Source organism: Tsuneonella sp. HG222 (genome assembly GCF_053819185.1).
The window spans coordinates 480,311-500,691 of sequence record NZ_JBSOQZ010000001.1 but is presented as its reverse complement, the minus strand read 5'-3'; the positions used below and the strand labels follow the sequence as shown (position 1 = coordinate 500,691).

Here is a 20,381-nt window from a genome sequence, read left to right as displayed (position 1 = left end):
GCGCGCCTTCAGCCTGTCCCGAGCATTTCCGTGACCCATTGCGGCACCAGCTCGCTCGCCGGGCCAAGCCGCGTTTCGTCGAACCATTGCGAGCCCTGGCTCCGCTCGAGATTGAGTTCGAGCGTCCGCGCGCCGTGCTGCCTGGCCTGCTGCACGAAGCCCGCCGCCGGATAGACCGCCCCGCTCGTCCCGATCGAAACGAACAGATCGGCCCGGGACAGCGCGGCGAAAATCTCGTCCATGCGATAGGGCATCTCGCCGAACCAGACGATGTCGGGCCGCAGCGCCACCTCGCCGCATGCCGGACAGGGCGGACCGTCCCTGAGCGTGCCCTCCCAGCGATGGCGTGCGTCGCATTGCGTGCACCACACGCTCAGCCCCTCGCCGTGCATGTGCAGGACGCGCGCCGCTCCGGCCCGCTCGTGCAGGTCGTCGATGTTCTGGGTGACGATCAGCAAGTCCCCTTCCCAGGCCGCATCGAGCCGGGCGAGCGCGGCGTGCGCCGGGTTGGGCCGGGCCGCCAGGATGCCTGCGCGGCGCTCGTCATAGAAGCGCTGGACCAGGTCGGGATCGCGGCGGAAGCCCTGCGGCGTGGCAATTGTCTCGACCGGGTGATCTTCCCATAGCCCGTCCTCCGCGCGGAACGTTCGCAGCCCGGATTCGGCGCTGATCCCCGCCCCGGTCAGGATGACGATGTTGCGAATATCTTCCATTGCCCTCAAGTAGCGTGGCAACGGCGCGGCGGGAACACCGCTCGCCTCGGGTTGGCGCAGCGGCAGGCAGACAGGATCGAATGGCACGCATCGGGATCATCGGCAGCGAAGGCCGCATGGGGCACGCGCTGGTTCGCGCGATCGAAGCCGCGGGCCACACGCTCGCCGGCGGGATCGACCGGGGCGAGGACGTCGCCGGACTTGCCGACGCGAGCGACGTCCTGGTCGATTTCAGCGCCCCCGGCGCGCTGCAGTCCAACCTCCATGCGGCGATCGGTGCCGGCGTGCCCATCCTGGTCGGGACGACCGGCCTCGAGGAGCGCCATCACGCCGAGCTCGAATCCGCGGCGGGAGCGATCCCCGTCCTGCAGACCGGCAACACCTCGCTCGGCGTCACCCTGCTGGCGCACCTGGTGCGCGAGGCGGCGAGCCGGCTGGGACCGGACTGGGATATCGAGATCGTCGAAATGCACCACCGGATGAAGGTCGACGCGCCGAGCGGAACCGCGCTGCTGCTGGGCGAAGCGGCCGCCGCGGGGCGCGGCATCGCGCTGCCGGATCACTCCGAACGCGGTCGTGACGGGCAGACGGGGCGGCGGGCGCAAGGCGCCATCGGGTTCGCCTCGCTGCGCGGCGGAACGGTGGCGGGCGACCACTCGGTGATCCTCGCCGGCGAGCAGGAGCGCATTACCCTGTCGCACAGTGCCGAGGACCGCATGATCTTCGCCCACGGCGCGGTGCGCGGCGCGACCTGGCTGATCGACCAGCCCGCCGGCCGCTACACGATGGCGCAAGTCCTGGGGTTGTGACGCGCTCTCGATGAAGCGGGACGACATCTTCGAGTTCTTCCGCCTGCTGGCGCAGGACAATCCCGACCCGGTGACCGAGCTTGAATACGGCAACGCCTACCAGCTCGTCGTCGCCGTCGCGCTGTCGGCGCAGGCGACCGACGTCGGCGTCAACAAGGCGACCCGCAAGCTGTTCGCCGAGGTCGAGACGCCGCAACAAATGCTCGATCTGGGGGAAGAGGGCCTGAAGGAGCACATCAAGACCATCGGGCTGTTCAATACCAAGGCGAAGAACGTCATCGCGCTGTCACAGATGCTGATCGACGAGTTCGGCGGCGAGGTGCCGAACGACCGCGATGCGCTGACGCGCCTTCCCGGGGTCGGCCGCAAGACCGCCAATGTCGTGCTGAACTGCCACTTCGGGCAGGAGACCTTCGCGGTCGACACGCACGTATTCCGGGTGTCCAACCGCACCGGCCTTGCGCGGGGAAAGACGCCCGAGGCTGTCGAAGCCAAGCTGGAGAAGGTCGTCCCCGGCCCGTTCCGCCGCCATGCGCACCACTGGCTGATCCTGCACGGCCGCTACGTGTGCAAGGCGCGCACGCCCGAATGCTGGCGCTGCCCGGTCGTCGCGCAATGCGCCTTCAGGGATAAGGTGCTGGTTAAGCCGCAGGAACGCCCGGCCAAACGACCCGTTGGACACGTGCCGGGCGCCGTCGTTTCCTGACGGGCCCCGCGGGAGATTTCCATGCGGCCGCTCATCGCCATCCTGTGCATTGTCCCGCTGGCCGCCTGCCAGCAGCAGATCGACAGCGCCCCTGTCGTCAGCCGGGGGCCGGCGATCCAGGCGCTGGGTCCGGCCGAACGGTGCATTTCCGTCAACCGGATCGACACCACGCGGGTGCATGACGACTACACGATCGATTTCGAGATGATCGACAACACAACGTACCGCAACACGCTGCCCAACCGCTGCCCGAGCCTGGGGTTCGAAGAGCGGTTCAGCTACAATGCGACGACCGGTCAGCTGTGCAGCGTGGACACGATCCGCGTGCGCTATTCCGACGGGCAGGAAGGCGCGTCTTGCGGGCTGGGCGAATTCCTGCCGGTCCGGATCAACAAGCCGGGCGCCGACTAGAACCCGATCTTACGCTCCGCCGTCTCCTCGTCGCCTGCGCTCAAGGCGCTGATGACCTGCGCGCAGACGAGATCGCCAATGACGTTGAGCGTGGTGCGGCACATGTCGAGGAAGCGGTCGACGCCCAGGATCAGCCCGATCCCCGCCGGATTGACGCCCACGCCGGCGAGGATCAGCGCAATCACCGGCAGCGATCCCGCCGGTACGCCCGCCGTCCCGATCCCTGCAAGGATGCAGACCAGCATCACGAAGATCTGGTCGGTCAGCGTCAGGTCGACTCCGAAGAACTGGGCGAGGAACAACACGGTCACGCCTTCGAACATGGCGGTGCCGTTCTGGTTGGCGGTCGCCCCGATGGTCAGCACGAACCGCGCCACCTTGCGCGGCAGCTTGAGCTCCGTGTCCGCCACCCGCAGCGCGGTCGGCAGGGTGGCGTTGGAGCTGGCCGTGCTGAAGGCCATCACGCTGGCCTCGCGCGTTTCCCGGAAGAAAGCGATCGGGCTCTTGCCCGCGACGAACTTGAGCAGCAGCGGGAAGACGCCGAACATCTGCAGGCTCAGCGCAAGCAGGACGACCGCGACATAGGCGGCCAGCTTGAACAGCAGCTCCCAGCCGAACTGGGCGGCCAGGTTGAACATGAAGCAGAAGATGGCGATCGGCGCGAGCTGGATGACGGCGCCGATCAGCTTCATCGCCACCTCGAACACGCCCTCGATGGCGTCCTTCAGCGTCTCGGTCCGCTGGGTCTGGACCATCAGCAGGCCGATGCCGAAGATCAGCGCGAAGACCATGATCGCCAGGATGTCGTTGCTGGCCATGGCCTCGACCACGTTCGTCGGGATCAGGCCGAGGACGGCCTCGACCCCGGTTTTGGCCTCGCCCGACCGCTCGACGATGCCGGCGGCGCCCTGCGCGCCCTGTGCCAGCAGATCCTGGGCAGCGTCCCGGTCCACCCCCGCACCCGGCTTGAGCAGGTTCACCAGCATGATCGACAGCGCAACGCCGATGCCGCTGACCACGACGGTGTAGACCAGCGTGCGGATGCCGATCTTCTTGAGCGAGCGGACCTCGCCCATCTCGGCGATACCCACGACCAGCGCGCTGAACAGCAGCGGGATGACGAGCATGAACAGCAAGCGCAGGAAGATCTGCCCGAGCGGATTGGTGACGTAGGTCACGACCGCTTCGAGCCAGGCCGCACCCCCGGCAAAGGTATAGGCCAGGAGACCGCCCGCCAGCCCCAGCACGAAGCCCAGCAGGATCCGCCACTGCAGCTTGCCCTGCCCGATCGGCGCGGCTTCCGCGGCGATTTCGCTGGCGTCGTTCATGCAATGCGTCCCCTGTTTTTCAGGGTCGACGTTGAAGCAATGTCAGCCGTCTTGCAACGCCGCCAGTGCGATACGGCGGTAGATCCGCGCGAGCGCGTCGAGATCGGGCACGGCCACGGCCTCGTCGCGCTTGTGCATGGTCGCGTTGACCAGCCCGAACTCGATCACCGGGACGATCTCCTTCAGGAAACGCGCATCCGACGTGCCCCCGCTCGTCGAAGGTTCGGGCTCGATGCCCGTTTCCGCCTGCACCGCCGCCGCGACGATCTGCTGGAACCGGCCCGGCGGAGTGAGAAAGGGCTCTCCGGAGATGACCGGGCGGGTCGTGCCGCCGTGGCGCCGGGCAACCTCGTCGACGAGGTCCGCCAGGCTCGCCCCGCTGTGCAGGTCGTTGAAGCGGATCGAGATGCGGGCCTTCGCCCTGGCGGGGATCACGTTGTGCGCCGGGTTGCCCACCTCGAGATCGGTGATCTCCAGGTTGCTGGGCTGCATCCAGTCGGTCCCCTGATCGAGCACCAGAGCGTCGAGTTCGGCCAGCATGGCGACCAGCTTCGTGACCGGATTGTCGGCCAGGTGCGGATAGGCGACGTGGCCCTGCACGCCCTCGACCTCGATCCACACGTTGATGGAGCCCCGGCGGCCGATCTTGATCATGTCGCCCAGGCGATTGACCGAGGTCGGCTCGCCCACGAGGCACAGGTCGGGAATGTCGCCGGTCTCGCGCATCAGGTCGATCAGCGCGCGTGTGCCGTGGAGCGCCTCGCCCTCCTCGTCGCCGGTGATGATCAGGCTGAGCGTGCCGGCCGACACCGGGATGTCCGCCGCCGCCGCGGCAAAGGCCGCGACCGCGCCTTTCATGTCGACCGCTCCGCGGCCGTAGAGCAGTTCGCCGCGGATTTCGGGGGCGAAGGCTGCGCTCGCCCACCCCTCGCCCGGCGGCACGACATCGACGTGACCGGCAAAGGCGAAATGCCGCGCCCCCTCGGGCCCGCGCCGGATGGCGAGGCAGTTCTCGACCCCTTCCTTCACGAAGCGGCGGCAGTCGAACCCCAGCGGCGCCAGAACGCCCTCGAGCGCATCGAACACCGGCCCGCGCGCCGGGGTCACGCTCTCGCAGGCCATCAGGGCCAGCGCATTGTCGAGCGCGCGGCTCACGTCAGGCAGCCACCTCGAACTGGTTGATGGTCCATTCCTCGGCCTCGGCGCCGGAAATCCATTGCTGCATCCACTCGTGTTCCCACACCGCCTGCATATAGGCCTGCGCGAAGCCCGGGACGCCGATGCCGTAGGTGACGAAGCGGCTGACGACGGGCGCGTAGAACACGTCCGCGGCGCCGAAGGTGCCGAACAGGAAGGGCCCGCCCCGCCCGAAGCGCGCGCGAGCCTCGGCCCAGAGCTGCAGGATGCGCACGATATCGCCGCGCGCGGCGTCGCTAATCTGGTGCCCTTCGATCCGGCGGCGAATGTTCACCGGGCATTCGCGGCGCAGCGCGAGATAGCTGGAGTGCATTTCCGCGACACAGGCCCGGGCCATCCCCCGAGCTGCGTCGTCCTTGGGCCAGAAGCGGTCGCGCCCGACCTTGTCGGACAGGTATTCCATGATCGCGAGCGAATCCCACACCACGGTTTCGCCGTCCCACAGCACCGGGACCTTGCCGGCGCTTGGTTGGAATTCGCCATCGGCACGCTTCATCGCCTGCCAGTCGTCGCCGTCGATGTGGACAGTAAGTTCCTCGAATGCGAGGCCCGACTGCTTCGCCGCCAGCCAGCCGCGCAGCGACCAGCTGGAATAGTTCTTGTTACCGATGATAAGCTTCATGCGCGGGCCCTGTTCTTCGCGCGTTTCGCCCTAGGCATTCAGGCAAGCGCTGTCGAGGCTGAACGGCCCGGCTGCGTGCAGACAGGCTGGATTAATGGCGGCGGCGCGTATATTGCGACCGTCAAAATCGGGCGAAAGAGGATGTCAATGAAGCGCTTAATCGTGGCACTAACAGCAGTGTTCGGGGTGTGTTCGACCGCAGCCGTCGCGCACCATTCGTTCGCGGTGTTCTTCGACCCGTCCAAGAACGTCACCGTGACCGGGACCGTCACTGCTTTCAGGTTCACCAATCCGCACGGGACCATCGCGCTCGACGTGAAGAAGGCCGACGGCAAGATCGAGCATTGGCGGGCCGAGACCAATGCCCCCGTCATCCTGACCCGCAGGGGATGGACGCGCACGAGCGTGAAGCCGGGCGAGACGGTGACGATCACCGGCTGGCCGGCGCGCGACGGCAAGCCCTACATGCGCCTGTCGGAAGTCAAGGATGCGGCCGGGAAGACCGTGGGCCACGCGCCCTTCGGTCGGCAGGACCAGAGCTGATGCGCCTTGCGCTGGCGGCGCTGGCCGCTTTCGCCGTAGCGACCCCGGCCCACGCCGAAGCCGACCTGAGCGGATACTGGAACGCGCCGATCAGCTCGTTCGACATGCCCGACGATCTCAAGGCCGGGTTGCCGGCCGATACCGTCGTGCTCGACGATACCGGGGCCGCCGAGTTCCCGCGCGGAGTCTATGGCGGCCTAAAGCTGACCGCCAAGGCGCTCGAGAAGGCGGCGGGCTGGCAGCCGACCGACGAAATGACCATCGCCCGCGTGTGCCTGCCGCAGTCGATCGTCTACACCGTCCAGGGCCCGTTCCCGTTCGAGATCATCCAGTCCCAGGGCCTGATCGTGTTCCGCTACGAATACTACGACCAGCACCGCCTGATCTTCACCGACGGCCGCAGCCATCCGGGGGAGGACGCACCCCATTCCAAGATGGGCCATTCGATCGGCCACTGGGAGGGCGACGAACTGGTGATCGACACCACGCACCTGGCGGCATCGACCATCACCAACAACGGCCTCGATCACTCGGACAGCGTCCACATGATCGAACGCTATCGGCTGTCGGCCGACGGCAAGACACTCGAGGGCGTGCAGTGGTTCGAGGATCCCGAAATGCTGGAGAACCGCGGCGCCCGCTATATCCGCTGGGGACGCGGCAACGACTACATCCGCCCGTACGAGTGCGATCCGACCTTCGCCCTCGAATACCAGGGCGAGAACGCGCCCGAAGCCGTCGAGACGACTGAACCCGCGGGCGATTGATCGAATGATTCAGCGGATCGTCGGCAGTCCCGGCGATCCGCTGATCTGCCGCCTGACACCAGCAGTGCGAGCCGCGGACGAGGCTTCGCCCCGCCCTGCCTAAGTCAGATTCGCACGTCGGCCAGCACCGCCGCCCGCAGTTCGTCGATGCCCAGTTTCGTTTCCGCACTGGTCACGTGGATGTGCGGATGGGCGGCCGGGTGCTTGCGCGCGGCCGCTTCGACTTGCGCCAGGGTTGCGGCAAGTTCGCTCGCCTTGACCTTGTCGGCCTTGGTCAGGACCAATCGGTAGACCGCGGCGCTCTCGTCGAGCATCGTCATCATGTCGGTATCGACCGGCTTGAGGCCGTGCCGCGAATCGATGAGCACCAGCGTGCGCTTGAGCACCGCGCGCCCGCGCAGGTAAGTGCGCACGAGCTGCTTCCACTTGTCGACCACCTTCACCGGCGCCTTGGCAAAGCCGTAGCCCGGCATGTCGACCAGCCGGAACTGGGTGGGTTCGCCGACCTCGAAGAAATTCAGCTCCTGCGTCCGCCCCGGCGTCACCGACGTACGGGCGATCGCCCGGCGCCCGGTCAGGGCATTGAGCAACGAGGATTTCCCGACGTTCGATCGTCCGCAGAAGGCGATCTCGGGCACCTCCGGCTCGGGCAGGAAATTGAGCTGCGGGGCCGACAGCAGGAATTCGACCCGGCCCGAGAACAGGCGGTTCGCTTCGGCGAGAAGGTTTTCTTCGGCAGCCATGTCCGTTCCCGTCCGGGCCTAGCCCTGGGCCTTGTCGCGTTCGGCAGCCCGCGCCTTGTCGGCCTTGTCCTTCTCCGCCTGCGCCTTGAGCTGCGGATGCTTGGAATAAAGATAGCTTTGCTGCGCCACCGTGAGCACGTTGGAGGTGATCCAGTAGAGCAGCAACCCGGCGGCAAAGGGGGCCATGACGAACATCATCATCCACGGCATGATCGCGAAGATCTGCTGCTGCACCGGGTCCATCGCGGTGGGGTTGAGGCGGAACGTCAGCCACATCGTTATGCCGAGCAGCAGGGCCAGCGGGCCGAGCGCCAGGAAGCTGGGCACGGCAAAATCGAGCAGGCCGAACAGGTTCAGGAAATGGGCCGGATCGGGCACCGAGAGATCGTCGATCCACAGCGCGAAAGGCTTGTGGCGCATTTCGATCGCCAGCAGCAGCACCTTGTAGAGCGCGAAGAAGATCGGGATCTGTATGAAGATCGGCAGGCATCCGGCGAGCGGGTTGATCTTCTCGTCGCGATAGAGCTTGGCCATCTCCTGCTGGAGCTTGGGCTTGTCGTCCTTGTAGCGTTCCTGCAGCGCCTTCATCTTCGGCTGTACTGCGCGCATCGCCGCCATGCTGGCGAACTGCTTTTGGGCGATCGGGAACATGACCAGGCGGATGATCAGCGTCAGCAGCATGATCGCCACGCCGAAGTTGCCGACTGCGTCGTACAGCGTCTTGAGCAACCAGAAGATCGGCTTCTCGAACCAGCGGAACCAACCCCAGTCGATCGCCAGGCCGAACTTGTCGATGCCGGCCGCCTCGTAGTCGTCGAGTACGTCGGTTTCCTTCGCGCCGGCGAACATGCGCGTGGCGCGGGTGAGCTGCTGGCCGGGCGCGACGGTGACCGGATCGTAGATCAGGTCGGCGCGGAAATGCTCGGCGTCGAGCGCGCGGAAATCGGCGCTGGCCGAGACCCCGTCCTGCGGGACCAGGGCGGACAGCCAGTAAATGTCGGTGAAGCCGAGCCAGCCCGGCGCCCCGGCCGGCGTGACCCGGCGCGATTCGACGACGTCGTCGTAATCGCTGTCGAAATTCACCGCCCCGCCGAACTCGCCGATCGGGCCCGAATGGACGTTCCAAGTGTCCTGGCTGGCCGTGCGGCTGGTGCGGTTGATGAAGGCGAAAGGCTGCGCGATGACCGGGCCGGTGCCGGTGTTGGCCATCGTCTGCTTGGCCGTGATCATATAGCGATCGTCGATCGAGAGCTCGATCGCAAAGCGCTGGCCCTGACCGTTGTCCCACCGCAGCAGGACCGGCTTGCCGGGCGCCAGCGGTCCGCCGCTGGCCTGCCACACGGTTCGCGCATCGGGAAGCGTGACGCCTTCTCCGACCCAGCCGAACTGGGCGAATTGCTGCGCAGGAGTGCCCGCGGGCGAGAACAGCCGCACCGGGCCCGAATTCCTGTCGACCGCCTGGCGGTGCGACTTGAGCGACAGGTCGTCGATCCGCGCGCCGACCGGGTTGATCGATCCGGCAACCTCTGGCGCGTCGATCTTCACCCGGCTGGCGGTGGCCAGTTCCGTGTCGAGGTCCTTCTTCTCGAGCGCAATGTCGGCCGCGTCGGTCAGCCCGCCTTCGCGCGTCCGCCGCACGGTCGGCGCGTCGCCCGCGGCCACCGGCTGCTCGGCCGTCGCGACCGGCTGCTCGGGTCGCGGATAGAGCCGGTTCATGGCGAAGTCCCACCCGAACAGGAGCACCATGCTCAGCACGACGGCAAGGATGAGATTGCGCTGGTTGTTCACGAAAGATCCCTGATTAACGAATGCGGCCGGTCACGGGACCGGCCCGAGGCGCCGGCTTAAGGCATCGGCCTAAGGCACCGGATCGTGCCCGTGACCCCCCCAAGGGTTGCAGCGCAATATACGCTTGAAAGCCATCCATCCACCCTTGATCGCGCCGTGTTTCGACAAGGCGTCGATGGCGTACTGCGAACACGATGGCTGGAAGCGGCACGACGGCGGCAGCACACGGCTCGGCCCCAGCTGCCAGCCGCGGGCGATGAGGATGAAAACCTGTTTCATGCCCGCCGCCTGCGCGGCGGATCGCCCTTGCCTTCGCGCGCCTTGGCCAGGGCGCGGGACAATTCCTCCCGCAGCCGGGCGAAATCGCGCTCCACCCCGCCCTCGCGGCCGATCAGGACATGGTCGGTGTCGGGCAGGCCCTCGGCGGGAAGCGCGTCGCGCAGCAGTTCGCGAAAGCGGCGCTTCATCCTGTTGCGCACGACGGCGTTGCCGATCTTCTTGGTCACCGTGATGCCGAAGCGCTTGCCCGCGCCTTCGTTCGCCCGCGTCAGCAGGACGAACCCCGGCCGTGCGTTGCGCAGGCCCCGGTTGGCGGCGAGGAAATCGGCCCGCTTGCGGATGACGGAGAGCGGCGCGCTCATGACGGGAGGAGGTGTAGACGCCGATTCGGCCTGCGACTAGCGGCTCGCACGCGCGGACAGGAGTCCGCGGGGTCCACCGAGTGTGCGACAGGGGTCGGTGCCGGGGGCCGAATCCGCATCGGCGGATTCGGCAGGCAAGTGCCTCAGGCGCTCAGCTTCTTGCGGCCACGCGCGCGTCGGGCGCGCAGGACCTTGCGGCCGCCGACGGTGGCCTTGCGGGCGCGGAAGCCGTGGCGACGGCTGCGCACGAGGTTGCTCGGCTGAAAAGTGCGCTTCATGGTGAGTTCCCGTGAATCAATAAAAACGGCCGCCGGTGAAGGCGGCCTTCATGTCTCTGGCGGCGCGGTTAGTTGAGAGCGAGGTTCAAGTCAAGATAGGCGATGGCCGGGGCCGGACGATCCTGCTCCTGCCCGATCCAGCGGCGCATTTCCGCACCGCCCATCCAGCGCGCGCTTTCGAACGGCGTGGCATTGGTCATGGCATAGAACGCCCGCGCCTGGCGCTCGCTCATGCCCATATCGCGGTAATAGGCCAGGTATTTCGCGTTCTGCGGCGCGCCGAGCGCGAAATCCGAGGCCTGGCGTCCGTCCTCGTCCTCCCAGGCGTGGACGGCGAATTCGGCGCCGTCGGCCGCCTCGCGCGTCACTCCGGCGAGGAACAGCTCGACCCCGCCCGAGCGGACCGATCCCCCCGCCGGGACGTGGGTGGCGAGCCCGGCGGAGCGAATCATGCGGCCCAGCCGCAGGTTGGCCAGATCGTCCTCGGTCCCGGCGCATTCGAGCATCTCGAGCCGGGCGAGCTCCGGGTAATCCCGCAGCATGGCGGCGAACTGGGCCGGGCTGGCATGGTCGGTCGTCCCGACCAGCGCTGCCGTTCGATCGTCCAGCACGCGGAACGGGCCGTAAGCGGAGAGCGCGCCGCGCTCCGCCCCGGCCGCAGGAGCCTCGACGAAACGCTGACCGCCGATCTCGACCCATTCCTCGACCTCGACGACGACGCCTTGTCCGGCCTGGACGGGCGCGGCGCCGAGCGCGGCGAGGAGCACGAGGATGGCGGATGTCCGGCGCATGGGCAGGTACTCTCGCCCGCCCGCATGATTCGCAGGTGAAGGAAAAGGGTTGCCGCGCGATTCACCAGAGGCCCCTCGACAAGCGAGGCGGCGCCGTTATGGATTGGGCCATCAAGGGGGATGCTTGGTCGCACTCGTTCAAACGGTTGCCTATCTCGGGCTGGAAGCGCGCACGGTGGAAGTGCAGTGCCAGGTGGCCGCCGGGCTGCCCCGCTTCGCCGTGGTGGGCCTGCCCGACAAGGCCGTGGGCGAAAGCCGCGAGCGGGTGCAGGCGGCGCTGGCCGCGATGGGCCTGGCGCTGCCGCCCAAGCGAATCACGATCAACCTCTCGCCGGCAGATTTGCCGAAGGAAGGCAGCCATTACGACCTGCCGATCGCGCTCGCTCTGCTGGCCGCGATGGGCGTGACCGATGCCGAACAACTGCGCGACTGGATCGCCGTGGGCGAGCTTTCGCTCGACGGCCGCGTGGTGGCGAGCCCCGGCGTCCTCCTCGCGGCAATCCATGCCAGCGCGCAGGACAAGGGCCTGATCTGCCCCGCGGCGCAGGGGGCCGAGGCCCGGTGGGCAAGCGGCATCCCCGTCGTCGCCGCGCCCGATCTGGTCAGCCTGCTCAACCACCTCAAGGGATCGCAGACGCTACCCGTCCCCGAAACCGGCGAGGTCGACGAACCCGCGCACGGGCCCGACCTGCGGCAGGTCAAGGGGCAGGAGGTCGCCAAGCGCGCGCTGGAGATCGCCGCGGCGGGCGGGCACAACTTGCTGATGATCGGGCCGCCGGGCGCCGGCAAGTCGCTGTTGGCTAGCTGCTTGCCCGGCATCCTGCCGCCGCTGACCCCGGCCGAGGCGCTGGAAGCTTCGATGGTCCAGTCGGTCGCGGGGCTGCTCGAAGGGGGCCGGATCAGCCGCCGCCGGCCGTTCCGCGATCCGCACCATTCGGCCTCGATCGCGGCACTGACGGGCGGCGGGCTGAAGGTGAAGCCCGGCGAAGTCAGCCTGGCGCACCTCGGCATCCTGTTCCTCGACGAACTGCCCGAATTCCAGCGCGCGGTGCTCGATTCGCTGCGCCAGCCGCTCGAGACCGGGGAGGTCAGCGTGGCGCGGGCCAATGCCCATGTGACCTTCCCCGCGCGCGTCCAGCTGGTTGCGGCGATGAACCCGTGCCGCTGCGGGCACCTGGGCGATCCGGCGCTGGCCTGTTCGCGCGCACCGCGCTGCGCGGCCGACTACCAGAGCAAGGTCTCCGGCCCGCTGCTCGACCGGATCGATCTGCACGTGGAGGTCGATCCCGTCAGCGCGGCAGACCTGGCGCTGCCCCCGCCGTCCGAAGGCAGCGCCGAGGTGGCCGCACGCGTCGCCGCCGCCCGGGCAATCCAGACCGACCGTAGCGACGAGACCGGCGCGCGGACCAATGCGGAGCTCGACGGCGAAGCTCTGGAATCGTTCGCCACGCCCGACGAGCCGGGCCGCAAGCTGCTGATGCAGGCGGCCGAGGCGATGCGGCTTTCGGCTCGCGGCTACACCCGGATGCTGCGCGTGGCACGCACGATCGCCGATATGGCGGGGGCCGAGCAGGTCGGCCGAATCCACGTCGCCGAGGCGCTCAGCTATCGTCGCGTGGCGCCGCGCGCGTAAGATTCCCGCAAGACTTCAGGGCACCGATCGCGATCGGGGCCGTTGCTGCCGGATGTCCGCGCGAATTCTTGTGGTCGAAGACGACGTGCTCAATCGCATGTTCTATTGCGAGGTGTTGCGCCGCGAGGGCTACGATATCGCCGAAGTCGGCGACGGGGCGGACATGATCGACCGCGCTCACGACTACGCGCCCGATCTGGTGATCATGGACATCAACCTGCCCAATGTGTCGGGGCTCGAACTGATCGAGCGGATCAAGGCGGACGCGCGGCTCCAGGCCATACCCGTCCTGGCAGTGACGGCTTATGTCGGACGGCAGGAGGAGGCGCGCATCCGCGAGGCCGGGGCGGGCGACTTTCTCGCCAAGCCGGTGACCATTCGCGAGCTTGTCGGCGCAATCGACCGGCTGCTGTCGTGAAGCCCTAGTAGAGCCCGGAAACGAATTCCGCGCCGCCGTTCACGGGCAGCGCTATCTGGTCGAGATAGAGCGTCGCCCCCTGCGGTGCCGAGCGGACCGTGATCCGGCCGCTGGGCGCGACGGCCAGGGTCGCCGTCTCGCTGCCCTCCGTCGGGACCAGCAGGCGGATATCGCTGCGCGGACGGAAGCCGGGCGGCAAGGTGCCGATCAACTCGCCTGCGCCCGCGCCTGCCCGCAAGGCGGAACGAAAATGCAGGATATCGCCGGCCATCTTCCAGAACGCGAAGCCCGGCAGGGCCTGCCAGCCGGATGCGAGGCTCAGCGCCGCGCCGTCCTTGTAGGAGCCGTAGGTGCCGGTCCCGCGATCGAGCACGTAGAACAGGTCCTTGGGGTCCAGCGCATTCGCCTGGCCCCGCCGCACCCCTTCGCGCTCGCCGCCGACCCGGTTGTTGGGTCCGATGCGCGTACCCACCACGCTGGCCGATCGGATCGCGATGTCGAGCTTCTCGGTGCCGATCGAATTGAAGTAGTTCTCGTCGATCAGGATGTCGCGCGCGTTGCCGGCCAGGGTGATCGCGCAGGCCTGGTTGCTGCCCGATCCGAAGTTGCAGGCATGGATGCGGATGTCGCGCACTTCCTCGCCGTTGGGATAGCGGCCCGATCCTTCGATCACGAGGTGCGAGGGGTAGCGAGCCTGGTTGCCATCGCCGCCAGCGTTGCCGCGGCCCTGCTCGAACTGGACGCGCTCGATGTCGACCTGCTGGCCGGCAACGATGTGCACGCCCATGTCGCGCGAGATGATCGCCCCGCCGACGATCGAGGACTTGTAGGAGCCTGGCACCAGGCGCAGCCGGACTCCGGCGCCCTGCCCCGAGATGACGTTGTTTTCGAGCGAGTTGCCGTCGACGCTTTCGATCAGCACCGCTCCGTCGCGCGCACTGTTGCCGACAAGGGTGCAGTCGCGCACCGAATTGAAGTGGTTGCCCCGCCCGGCAAGGCGGATCGCATGGCCCGCGTTGCCGCCGTCGATCGAGCAGCGCGACACCAGATTGCCGATGACGCCGATGTCGCCGCCATCGAACACCAGTGCGTCGCGGCCCGGGCCGTTGAAGCCCAGCCGCAGACCTTCCACGACAACGCCGCGCATTTCTGCCGTCGGCGCGTAGCGCAGCAGGTCGGTGGCGGCGCTGCCCATCACCCCGACGATGCGCGAGTTTTGCCCCCGCAGGCTCAAAGGCTTGCGGATCACGAGCGTGCGGGTGACGCGGTAGTCCCCGCCTTCGTCCATCCCGGCGGCGAAATCGATCGTCGCGCCGGGCGGCGCGCTGTCGAAAAGGTCCTGCAGCCGCTGCGTGGCATCTTCGCCGTAACGCCCGGTTAGCCCGGCCTGGGCAGCCGAAACGACGGGGCCGGCGACCTGCGCGGCCACTGCGGCCGGGGCCATGGCCCCTGCGGCAACGACGCCGAAAGCGCCGCGCCGGGTCGTGTTATTGCTCTGATCCATGCTTTCGCCTTGCATCGCCCCGGGTTAACCGCAGATGGCACCGCCCTTCAATCGGGGGCAACGAGGTGCTAGATACCCTGCAAGGCAATGGAAAGGTCTGGTTAGATGGGTTCGTTTTCGCTCTGGCACTGGGTGGTCGTGGCCCTCGTCGTGCTCGTCCTGTTCGGCCGGGGGAAACTGTCGGAGACGATGGGCGACTTCGGCAAGGGCGTGAAGGAATTCAAGAAGGGCATGAAGGACGAAGACGAGAACCGCGAACGCGAACTCGCTTCGAAGAATCCCGAGATCGCCCCGCCGGGCAAGGTCACTCTCGACCAGACGGAGAAGGCGCCCGAAACGAAGGCGGACTAACCTTCCGCCGTCTGCCACCACGACGCATAAGGTGTGTTCTTCGCCAGGTGGCGGTTCCAGTCCGGCGCACCGTCTGTCCACCACGGGGCGCCGCGTTCGCCCAGCGCCACCTTGGCCGCTTCGACCCTCTTTCGCGCGGCAGCGAGCGCCGCCGGATCGCCCTTCGCATCGCGCACGGCTCGCCGGGCGCTCATGAGCTCGGCAACGAGGCCGCTGCGCTCGTCGGCCGACAGATGCGGATTGCTGGCGCGCCACAGCCGGCCGCGCACGACGATGTAGCGGCCGTCAGGTGTTCGGGGCGGCTGCTCCCGTTCGCTCAGCAGGTGTCCTCGGGCAGGTCAGGCCGCCCCTTCCCGCCGGCTTCCTCCCAGTCGAGATCGGAGTAGACCAGGGGGCGCCCGTCATGGGCATGGAGGCGCACGGGTTCGATCGGTTTGCGGTCACGCGAATCGACCAGGACGAGGTTGGGCGGCACCTTGCTGGTGTATTTCTCGCCCCATTGGCGCAGCGCGATCATGGCAGGCAGCAGGTCGATCGCCTTTTCCGTGAGGCGATATTCGATCTTGCGCTTGTCGTCCTCGCACGGCTCGCGCTTGAAAATCCCGTTCTCGACCAGCTTCTGCAGCCGGTTGGAGAGGATGTTGCGGGCGATGCCCAGTTCAGCCTGAAAACTGTCGAAATGCTTGAAGCCGTTGAAGCCGGCGCGAAGGATCATGAAACTCCACTTGTCGCCGATTACCTCGAGCGCGCCGGGCAGGCCGCATTCGACGATCTCGCGCAAATTTTCATGCAGGTGGCCCATCGGCGCCCTTCCACTCTCCAGCTCCGACGTAGACCACGCCGGGAAAGGTCGCAATCTGGATGGATAAGCCGGTTGCAATGTGAAACTCATATGGTAGGTAGCGAATCGAAACTGGTTGCACAAGGCAACCCTTTCGCAGGAGACCTTCGATGAACCGTCCGCTCGCCGCTTTCGCCATTGCCGCCGCCGCGCTCACGGCGACCGCTGCCCCCGCGCTCGCTGTCTCGCGCGAAGCCGGCCCTTACTACCGTGCGGAACTCTCGGCCCCGGCCGGGGAAGCAAAAGTCATTGCCGGTGGCATCTTGTGGAACTGCAGCGGCACCGAGTGCACGGCGCCCAAGAACACCTCCCGCCCGGTCATCGTCTGCAGGAAGCTGGCCGGCGAAACCGCCGCGGTGACGAAGTTCATGGTCGCCGGGCAGGAGATGGGCGCCGAAGACCTTGCGCGCTGCAACGGCTGATCGCGCCGCCTTTTGACGGGGCTGCACGACATCGCATCCGGCCCCCCGCGCCTTCCAAGGTGCGGGGGATTCTTCATGTGAGCAGGGACCTCGCCTGCAGCTCCGTCTGCAACATGCCGGGGTCGATGAACAGGTGGGCCTGCCAGCCGCGCGCGCGGGCAGCCGCGACGTTGGCCGGATTGTCGTCGACGAACAGCAGCTCTCCCGGCGGGTGGCCGAAGCGCTCCTCGCAGATCGCGTAGATGGCCGGATCGGGCTTGGCGACCTTCTCCTCGCCGGAGACCACGATGTCGCGAAACAGCTCGAAGATCGGTTCGGTCGGGCGAAAGCCGGCGAAGAATTCGGCGCCGAAGTTGGTCAGCGCGTAAAGCGGCACGCCGGCCGCGTGGAGCCGCCGGACCAGCGCGTGGGTCCCGTGGATCGGACGGTCGATCGTCTCGTTGAACCGGTCGCAATAGGCGCGAACGAGGTGCGCATGCTCGGGATGGCGCGCCTCGAACTCCGGCACCATCTCGGACAGCGGACGGCCGCCGTCGCTCTGGAAGTGCCATTCCTCGGTCAGGACTTCGCCGACGAACTGCTCGAGCTCGTCCCGGTCGGCGATCAGCTTCTCGAACAGGTAGCGCAGGTTCCAGTCGAACAGCACCCGCCCGACATCGAACACGACGGCTTTGGGCGCATCAGACATGCAAAAGGCCCCCGAACTCTCGGAGGCCCCATGCGCTTTCGACCATCTCTTCGCGGCCGCGAACGAATCGCGGCGCGGCCGGCATCAGCCCTGGCGGGCCTTGAAGCGACGGTTGGTCTTGTTGATCACGTAGACCCGGCCGCGGCGACGGATCACGCGGTTGTCCCGGTGGCGGCCCTTGAGCGACTTGAGGCTGTTGACGATCTTCATGACATGTCTTCCAAAAATAACTTCGGCACCGGAGTGGGCCCCCGATGCCGGAATTGCAAGGCGCGCCGTTACGTATCGGCGCCCGCGAAGTCAAGCATCAGCCGCGCAATTCGGTCAGCCTGCGCTCCCATGCCAGGGCATGGTCGACGATGGTGTCGAGATCGTCGTATTTCGGCTCCCACGGCAGGGTCGCCTTGATGAGCCGGTTGTCGGACACCAACGAATCGGGGTCGCCCGCGCGGCGGCCTTCGATCCGCCGGTCGATCTTCCGGTTGGTGATCCGGTCGACCGCGTCGAGCACCTCCATCACCGAGAACCCGCGCCCGTAGCCGCAGTTCATCTTCAGCGAACGGGCCGGCTGCGCGATGAGCGCCTCCACGGCCAGTACATGCGCCGCCGCCAGGTCGCTGACGTGGATGTAGTCGCGCACGCCGGTTCCATCGGGGGTGGCGTAGTCGGTGCCGAACACCCCGACCTGCTCGCGCTTGCCCAGCGCCGCCTCCACCGCAACCTTGATCAGGTGGGTCGCGCCCGCGGTCGACTGGCCGGTGCGGGCGGCCGGATCGGCGCCGGCGACGTTGAAGTAGCGCAGGGCGCAGAAGTTCATCGGATGCGCCGCCGCGACATCGGTCAACATGCGTTCGGTCATCAGCTTCGACCAGCCGTAGGGGTTGATCGGCTGTTGCGGGCTGTCCTCGGTCACCGGCGAGGTTTCCGGGATGCCGTAGGTCGCCGCCGTGCTCGAAAAGATGAAATGCGGCACGCCCGCGGCCACCGCCGCGTCGATCAGCGAGCGGGTCTTGGCGGTGTTGTTGTGATAGTATTTCAGCGGGTTCTCGACCGATTCCGGCACCACCACCGAACCGGCGAAGTGCATGACGGCGCGGGTGCCCTGCTCGGCGAAGATCCGCGCCAGCAGCCCGGCATCCTCGATATCGCCCTCGTAGAACGGCACCCCTTCGGGCACGGCGAAGCGGAAGCCGGTGACCAGGTTGTCGATCACCGCAACCGGCCAGTGCGCATCCTGCAGTGCGAGCACCGCGTGGCTGCCGATATAGCCGGCGCCGCCGGTGACGAGAACGGGGACCTTGTCGCTCATGCCGGTGCCGTAGCAAGCGCCCGGTGCGCGGTCATCCGGTTAATCGCCGGGCCATGCGCGGCGCGCTATCTCCGAGGGGAAATTTCCACCATTTCGGGCGTTTGCACCCCATGACCAGGCCTTTCCTCGCTTCGCTCGCGGCGCTCGCCGCGCTTGCCGGCTGTACCCAGACGGTGGTCTCGCCGGTCTCGGTAACGCGCTTCAGCGCGCCGCAACCGGCCCCGCTCGGGCAGGGCACGATTGCCATCGTGCCGGCCCCCGGCACAACCGGCGGAACTCTCGAGTTCAGCCAGTGGGAGCGGGCGATCGGCGCCGAACTGGCGCGCCTTGGCTACAACGTCGTCCCGGCGGGGGCAAATGCTCCGCAAGTGGCCGAAGTGCGGATCGACCGCTTCACCGACACGCCCGAACGGCGCCGCGGCCCGGTCAGCGTGGGTGTCGGCGGATCGACCGGCTCCTACGGCTCGGGCGTGGGCATGGGCCTCGGCATCGACCTCAGCGGACCGCCGCCCGAAGTCACCGCCAACCGCCTGGGCGTGACGATCCGTAACAAGGCGACCAACGCGCCGCTGTGGGAAGGCCGGGCGGAATTCAACGCCAGCACCAACAGCCAGTATGCCGCCGCACAGGCGGCCGCCCAGAAGATGGCGGCGGCGCTGTTCGCGGGCTTCCCCGGCGAATCCGGAGCGACTATCGAGGTGCGATGAGCACCAGCGACATCAGCATCAACGCCGCCTTCGACAGCGGCAATATCGAAGTCCTCTCCACGTCCGGCACCACGGCCAGGCTGCGGATTCGCAAGGACAGCCAGTCCGATTTCTACCAGTGGTTCCACTTCCGCGTCTCCGGTGCGGCGGGCCGCGAGCTGGTGCTCAAGATCGGCGACCTGAACAAGAGTGCCTATCCCGGTGGCTGGACCGATTACGATGCCTGCGTGTCCGAGGACCGCGAGTACTGGGGCCGCGCGGCGTCGGAGTACGATCCCGCAGAGGACGGCGGCACGCTGACGATCCGCTACGCGCCCGACAGCGATATCGCCTGGTTCGCCTATTTCGCACCCTATTCGATGGAGCGGCATCACGATCTCGTCGCCCAAGCCGCGGAATGTGACGGCGTGGGCCACCGCACACTCGGCCTCTCGCTCGACGGGCAGGCGATCGACTGCCTCGAGATGGGCGAAGGGCCCACCACGGTCTGGCTCTACGCCCGCCAGCATCCCGGCGAATCGATGGCGGAGTGGTGGATGGAGGGTGCGCTCGACTGCCTGACCGATCCTGCGGACCCGGTCGGGCGAACCCTGCGCGACAAATGCACACTGCATCTCGTTCCCAACTGCAACCCCGACGGAAGCCGGCGCGGAAACCTGCGGACCAACGCCTGCGGGGCGAATCTCAACCGCGAATGGCACGAGCCGACGGCCGAGCGCTCGCCCGAGGTGCTCGCGATCCGCAACGCGATGGACGAGACCGGGGTCGATTTCGCGATGGACGTCCATGGCGACGAAGCGATCGCCGCCAACTTCCTCGCCGGGTTCGAGGGTATCCCGTCGTGGAGCGAACCGCTGCAGGCGCGCTACGACCGCTTCAAGGCGATCCTCGCCCGCCGCAGCCCGGACTTCCAGACCGCCAAGGGATATGGCGTGGCGCCCGCGGGCAAGGCCAACCTGACGATGAGCACGAACCAGCTAGCCGAACGCTTCGGCGCCTGTTCGATGACGCTCGAAATGCCGTTCAAGGACAATGCCGACCTGCCCGATCCGGAGCAAGGCTGGAGCCCCGAGCGCTGCAAGCTGCTGGCACGCGATTGCCTGGCCAGCCTGGTCGAATGGCTCGAGGCCGAGGGCCGGTAGTCATTGCATTGCACCACGGACGCGCTACT

Annotated in this window: 27 protein-coding genes; 11 read left to right on the top strand and 16 right to left on the bottom strand. The window is 67.5% G+C overall.

The window, feature by feature from the left end; genetic code table 11:
- Positions 1-8 precede the first annotated feature (8 nt).
- Entirely contained in the window at positions 9-713 is a 705-nt protein-coding gene (locus tag ACWPMZ_RS02455) for an NAD-dependent deacylase (RefSeq protein WP_455702426.1), read from the bottom strand.
- An 80-nt stretch (positions 714-793) separates the two neighbouring features.
- Between ACWPMZ_RS02455 and dapB the strand changes: the two genes are divergently transcribed.
- The 3 genes from dapB to ACWPMZ_RS02440 are packed head-to-tail and all read left to right on the top strand — an operon-like array spanning position 794 to position 2,639.
- Entirely contained in the window at positions 794-1,522 is a 729-nt protein-coding gene (gene dapB, locus ACWPMZ_RS02450) for a 4-hydroxy-tetrahydrodipicolinate reductase (RefSeq protein WP_455702425.1), read from the top strand.
- 10 nt (positions 1,523-1,532) lie between these two features.
- Positions 1,533-2,228, top strand: a complete 696-nt coding sequence (gene nth / locus ACWPMZ_RS02445) for an endonuclease III (protein ID WP_455702424.1) — start codon at positions 1,533-1,535, stop codon at positions 2,226-2,228.
- Positions 2,229-2,249: 21 nt separating this feature from the next.
- Complete coding sequence (locus tag ACWPMZ_RS02440; protein ID WP_455702423.1) at positions 2,250-2,639, top strand: hypothetical protein; 390 nt, start codon at positions 2,250-2,252, stop codon at positions 2,637-2,639.
- On the opposite strand, the gene ACWPMZ_RS02435 is transcribed toward ACWPMZ_RS02440, so the two are convergent.
- The 3 genes from ACWPMZ_RS02435 to ACWPMZ_RS02425 are packed head-to-tail and all read right to left on the bottom strand — an operon-like array spanning position 2,636 to position 5,786.
- Complete coding sequence (locus tag ACWPMZ_RS02435) at positions 2,636-3,967, bottom strand: dicarboxylate/amino acid:cation symporter (RefSeq protein WP_455702422.1); 1,332 nt, start codon at positions 3,965-3,967, stop codon at positions 2,636-2,638. The genes ACWPMZ_RS02440 and ACWPMZ_RS02435 overlap by 4 nt on opposite strands.
- A 42-nt stretch (positions 3,968-4,009) precedes the next feature.
- Positions 4,010-5,122 (bottom strand): succinyl-diaminopimelate desuccinylase, encoded by a 1,113-nt coding sequence (gene dapE / locus ACWPMZ_RS02430; protein ID WP_455702421.1) that lies wholly within the window; start codon positions 5,120-5,122, stop codon positions 4,010-4,012.
- A gap of 1 nt (position 5,123) precedes the next feature.
- Positions 5,124-5,786 carry a glutathione S-transferase family protein gene (locus ACWPMZ_RS02425; RefSeq protein ID WP_455702420.1) on the bottom strand — a complete coding sequence of 221 codons (663 nt, stop codon included), beginning with the start codon at positions 5,784-5,786 and terminating at the stop codon, positions 5,124-5,126.
- Positions 5,787-5,948: 162 nt separating this feature from the next.
- On the opposite strand from ACWPMZ_RS02425, the gene ACWPMZ_RS02420 reads away from it, so the two are divergent.
- Both ACWPMZ_RS02420 and ACWPMZ_RS02415 read left to right on the top strand, forming a co-directional pair.
- A complete protein-coding gene (locus ACWPMZ_RS02420) occupies positions 5,949-6,329 on the top strand; it encodes a DUF6152 family protein (protein ID WP_455702419.1) in 381 nt (126 codons plus the stop codon).
- Complete coding sequence (locus ACWPMZ_RS02415; RefSeq protein WP_455702418.1) at positions 6,329-7,096, top strand: hypothetical protein; 768 nt, start codon at positions 6,329-6,331, stop codon at positions 7,094-7,096. Before ACWPMZ_RS02420 ends, ACWPMZ_RS02415 begins: the two co-directional genes overlap by 1 nt.
- A 104-nt stretch (positions 7,097-7,200) precedes the next feature.
- Here the strand turns inward: ACWPMZ_RS02415 and yihA are convergent, their stop codons facing one another.
- The 6 genes from yihA to ACWPMZ_RS02385 all read right to left on the bottom strand — a co-directional run bounded on the left by yihA (position 7,201) and on the right by ACWPMZ_RS02385 (position 11,337).
- The gene (yihA, locus tag ACWPMZ_RS02410) at positions 7,201-7,839 is read right to left on the bottom strand and encodes a ribosome biogenesis GTP-binding protein YihA/YsxC (protein ID WP_455702417.1); all 639 of its coding nucleotides are present in this window, start codon (positions 7,837-7,839) and stop codon (positions 7,201-7,203) included.
- 18 nt (positions 7,840-7,857) lie between these two features.
- The gene (gene yidC, locus ACWPMZ_RS02405; RefSeq protein WP_455702416.1) at positions 7,858-9,627 is read right to left on the bottom strand and encodes a membrane protein insertase YidC; all 1,770 of its coding nucleotides are present in this window, start codon (positions 9,625-9,627) and stop codon (positions 7,858-7,860) included.
- A 69-nt stretch (positions 9,628-9,696) separates the two neighbouring features.
- Positions 9,697-9,906 carry a membrane protein insertion efficiency factor YidD gene (gene yidD, locus ACWPMZ_RS02400; protein ID WP_455702415.1) on the bottom strand — a complete coding sequence of 70 codons (210 nt, stop codon included), beginning with the start codon at positions 9,904-9,906 and terminating at the stop codon, positions 9,697-9,699.
- Positions 9,903-10,268 (bottom strand): ribonuclease P protein component, encoded by a 366-nt coding sequence (gene rnpA / locus ACWPMZ_RS02395; protein ID WP_455702414.1) that lies wholly within the window; start codon positions 10,266-10,268, stop codon positions 9,903-9,905. The genes yidD and rnpA overlap by 4 nt, the downstream gene beginning before the upstream one ends.
- Before the next feature lie 143 nt (positions 10,269-10,411).
- Positions 10,412-10,546, bottom strand: coding sequence for a 50S ribosomal protein L34 (gene rpmH, locus ACWPMZ_RS02390; protein WP_160745420.1), 135 nt, complete (start codon positions 10,544-10,546; stop codon positions 10,412-10,414).
- A 68-nt stretch (positions 10,547-10,614) separates the two neighbouring features.
- A complete protein-coding gene (locus ACWPMZ_RS02385; RefSeq protein ID WP_455702413.1) occupies positions 10,615-11,337 on the bottom strand; it encodes an alpha/beta hydrolase in 723 nt (240 codons plus the stop codon).
- A gap of 124 nt (positions 11,338-11,461) precedes the next feature.
- On the opposite strand from ACWPMZ_RS02385, the gene ACWPMZ_RS02380 reads away from it, so the two are divergent.
- Complete coding sequence (locus tag ACWPMZ_RS02380) at positions 11,462-12,970, top strand: YifB family Mg chelatase-like AAA ATPase (RefSeq protein WP_455702412.1); 1,509 nt, start codon at positions 11,462-11,464, stop codon at positions 12,968-12,970.
- A gap of 70 nt (positions 12,971-13,040) precedes the next feature.
- The gene (locus tag ACWPMZ_RS02375; RefSeq protein ID WP_455702411.1) at positions 13,041-13,388 is read left to right on the top strand and encodes a response regulator; all 348 of its coding nucleotides are present in this window, start codon (positions 13,041-13,043) and stop codon (positions 13,386-13,388) included.
- Positions 13,389-13,392: 4 nt separating this feature from the next.
- Here the strand turns inward: ACWPMZ_RS02375 and ACWPMZ_RS02370 are convergent, their stop codons facing one another.
- The gene (locus tag ACWPMZ_RS02370; protein ID WP_455702410.1) at positions 13,393-14,892 is read right to left on the bottom strand and encodes a hypothetical protein; all 1,500 of its coding nucleotides are present in this window, start codon (positions 14,890-14,892) and stop codon (positions 13,393-13,395) included.
- 105 nt (positions 14,893-14,997) lie between these two features.
- Here ACWPMZ_RS02370 and ACWPMZ_RS02365 point away from each other — a divergent pair, with 105 nt between their 5' ends.
- Entirely contained in the window at positions 14,998-15,243 is a 246-nt protein-coding gene (locus ACWPMZ_RS02365; protein WP_455702409.1) for a twin-arginine translocase TatA/TatE family subunit, read from the top strand.
- On the opposite strand, the gene ACWPMZ_RS02360 is transcribed toward ACWPMZ_RS02365, so the two are convergent.
- Together ACWPMZ_RS02360 and ACWPMZ_RS02355 are read right to left on the bottom strand one after the other, a co-directional pair.
- The gene (locus tag ACWPMZ_RS02360; RefSeq protein WP_455702408.1) at positions 15,240-15,512 is read right to left on the bottom strand and encodes a hypothetical protein; all 273 of its coding nucleotides are present in this window, start codon (positions 15,510-15,512) and stop codon (positions 15,240-15,242) included. The two genes, ACWPMZ_RS02365 and ACWPMZ_RS02360, sit on opposite strands and share 4 nt — an antisense overlap.
- Before the next feature lie 47 nt (positions 15,513-15,559).
- A complete protein-coding gene (locus tag ACWPMZ_RS02355; protein WP_455702407.1) occupies positions 15,560-16,045 on the bottom strand; it encodes a winged helix-turn-helix transcriptional regulator in 486 nt (161 codons plus the stop codon).
- A gap of 149 nt (positions 16,046-16,194) precedes the next feature.
- Between ACWPMZ_RS02355 and ACWPMZ_RS02350 the strand changes: the two genes are divergently transcribed.
- Positions 16,195-16,506 carry a CC_3452 family protein gene (locus ACWPMZ_RS02350; RefSeq protein ID WP_455702406.1) on the top strand — a complete coding sequence of 104 codons (312 nt, stop codon included), beginning with the start codon at positions 16,195-16,197 and terminating at the stop codon, positions 16,504-16,506.
- 73 nt (positions 16,507-16,579) lie between these two features.
- Here ACWPMZ_RS02350 and ACWPMZ_RS02345 read toward each other — a convergent pair whose 3' ends face one another.
- From ACWPMZ_RS02345 to galE, 3 genes are all read right to left on the bottom strand, one after another.
- Positions 16,580-17,194: an HAD family hydrolase gene (locus ACWPMZ_RS02345; protein WP_455702405.1), complete on the bottom strand. Its 615-nt coding sequence runs from the start codon at positions 17,192-17,194 to the stop codon at positions 16,580-16,582.
- Positions 17,195-17,278: 84 nt separating this feature from the next.
- Entirely contained in the window at positions 17,279-17,404 is a 126-nt protein-coding gene (gene ykgO / locus ACWPMZ_RS02340; protein ID WP_033920696.1) for a type B 50S ribosomal protein L36, read from the bottom strand.
- Between the two features lie 97 nt (positions 17,405-17,501).
- Positions 17,502-18,503 (bottom strand): UDP-glucose 4-epimerase GalE, encoded by a 1,002-nt coding sequence (gene galE, locus ACWPMZ_RS02335; RefSeq protein WP_455702404.1) that lies wholly within the window; start codon positions 18,501-18,503, stop codon positions 17,502-17,504.
- 110 nt (positions 18,504-18,613) lie between these two features.
- Between galE and ACWPMZ_RS02330 the strand changes: the two genes are divergently transcribed.
- Together ACWPMZ_RS02330 and ACWPMZ_RS02325 are read left to right on the top strand one after the other, a co-directional pair.
- Positions 18,614-19,210: a DUF4136 domain-containing protein gene (locus tag ACWPMZ_RS02330; RefSeq protein ID WP_455702403.1), complete on the top strand. Its 597-nt coding sequence runs from the start codon at positions 18,614-18,616 to the stop codon at positions 19,208-19,210.
- Positions 19,207-20,352 carry a M14 family metallopeptidase gene (locus tag ACWPMZ_RS02325; RefSeq protein WP_455702402.1) on the top strand — a complete coding sequence of 382 codons (1,146 nt, stop codon included), beginning with the start codon at positions 19,207-19,209 and terminating at the stop codon, positions 20,350-20,352. The genes ACWPMZ_RS02330 and ACWPMZ_RS02325 overlap by 4 nt, the downstream gene beginning before the upstream one ends.
- Positions 20,353-20,381: the final 29 nt, after the last annotated feature.